Consider the following 2,028-nt stretch of genomic DNA (forward strand, 5'->3'; position numbering starts at 1 on the left):
GGGGCGGGTGGAGGGTGCGGTCCTCGGTGATCCGCGGCAGCATGTCGATCTTGACCGCCGCGCCCGGAAACCGGCCCTCCGCGCCCTGCGCCCCCAGGTGGAGCAGTTGCCGTACCCCGCAGGCGGCCACCTCGGGGTCGGTCCATTCGTGACCCTCCGCGCACTCCAGGTGCGCCTCGCGCCCGCGGGCCACCAGGGTCAGCCCCGTCGTGCGACCGCAGCGGGGGCAGTACAGCGGCTCCTCCAGTACGTCGTCGATCAGATCCCCGTATTTGGCCACGACGATCTCCCCGCCGACCGACACGCGGACCAGTCCCTGCACGTCACGTCCCTTCGAGCGGACCGCTGGACCACTGTCCTACCCGAGCGGCGGGCGAATATCCGCTCCCGCGCTGTCGGCGACCCCTGCGTGGCAGGGCCGGGCCCGGGATCACCCCGGTGCACCGTCCTGTCGTACCCGCGCGACGAGGCTTGTCGGGCGGGTGCGCAGGACGACCTCGACGGAGGAGAGGGCGAAGCGGACCGCGCCGGTCAGGACGCCGTCGTCGCCGAGGGCGGACAGCTGCCAGTGCGGCGGATCGACCAGCAGTGTGTGCGCGTGGCGGCGGGCGGCCGCCAGCAGGATGTCGGCGGCGGCAGCGGTCTCGGGAGTGGGGAACTGGCTGGTGCCGATGACGACCAGGGCCGGGTCGAGGGCGAGGAGCACCGGGGCGATGCCTTCGGCGAGCCGTCGGCCGTACGACTCGACGGCGTTGACGGCGTCCGCCTCTCCGGCCGCGGCGGCCGTCACGACGGCGGCGGGCAGGGGTTCCAGGCCGGGGGTGTCCGGTGAGCCGAGGGAGTCTGAGGTGCCGGGCGGGCCCGGGAAGCGGATGAAGCCGATCTCTCCGGCTGCTCCGTGGTGACCTCGCAGCAGTCGGCCGCCGGTGATGACTCCGGCGCCGAGGCGCTCGCCGAGCAGCACGAACACCATCTCGTCGACCATCGCGCCGGTTGACTCTCGGCCCGGGTCGGGCTGCGGTTCCTCCTCTTGCCGGCGCGTCGAGGAGTCCGCGGGTCGCTCGGCCGCGGTCGTGGCCCGACGTCCTCCAGACGGCGACTCGGCGGCCGGTCGTTCGCCTGCGCCCTCCTCCTCGACCCGCACAGCGGGCGAGGCCCGGCCGACTCCTCGCCACTGTTCGCCGAGGGCGGCGAGGTTGGCGTCGTTCTCCACGGCGACCGGGCAGTGCAGGTGGTCGCGGAGGATGCCGGCGATGTCGGTGTCGGCCCAGGTGGGGAGGTTGTCGGCCTGGCGGACGCGGGCGTTGGCGCGGTCGACGAGCCCGGGGGTGCCGACGGTCGCGGCCCAGACCCGGGCCGCGTCGGCTCCGGCCTCGGCCATGGCTTCCTCGATCACTTCCGTGACCGCGCGGGCCCGGGCCGCGCCGGTGAGGTCGGCGCGGACCCTCCGGCGCCGCACCGCGACGGGTTCGCCGTCGAGGTCGGCCAGGCAGACGGTGAGGGACCGCGGGCGGACGTCGACGCCGACGACGAATCCGGCGTGCGCCCGGAAGCGGAAGCGGCGGGCCGGGCGGCCGGGCGAGCGCTGGCCGCGGGCGGACAGGGCGGGTGCGACCTCGATCAGTCCGCAGTCGGCGAGTTCCTCGGTGATCGCCTCGACCGTGGGGCGGGAGAGGTTGGTGGCCCTGGCCAGTTCGGACAGGCGCGGGTGCGGGTCCGCCGAACGTACGACGGCGAGCACGGCCGCGGCGTTGGTCGCCCGCAGATCCGCCACCGCGACCACGGCCGGTGCGCTCGGTGCCGCCGGCTGCGCGGCTCCGCTCAGCGGCCAGACGGCCTCCGGGTCCGGTTGCGCCACTGCCACCTCCTCGTACCTCGTGACGTCTTGACGCCCCACGGCGCCATGCTGATTATAAAACGCAACTGCTTTATTAAAAGCCTTGTGCAGTGCTCGACCCTGCGCAGCTTCCGCCTTCCCACGGCCTCCGCCCCGGACCGGCCTTCCTCGCGGCGGCTCGCGGGCGTCGT

General features: G+C 74.4%; 2 protein-coding genes. Both read right to left on the reverse strand.

What is annotated here, in order from left to right:
- Positions 1–322: hypothetical protein (locus tag GRC12_RS43970; RefSeq protein WP_208786021.1), on the reverse strand; the 322-nt coding region annotated here is incomplete at its 3' end.
- A gap of 108 nt (positions 323–430) precedes the next feature.
- On the reverse strand, positions 431–1,858 hold the full coding sequence (locus GRC12_RS43975; RefSeq protein WP_208786022.1) for an ROK family transcriptional regulator: 1,428 nt from the start codon (positions 1,856–1,858) through the stop codon (positions 431–433).
- Positions 1,859–2,028 lie beyond the last annotated feature (170 nt).

This window comes from Streptomyces griseorubiginosus (assembly GCF_017614965.1).
Taxonomy (GTDB): Bacteria; Actinomycetota; Actinomycetes; order Streptomycetales; family Streptomycetaceae; genus Streptomyces; species Streptomyces griseorubiginosus_B.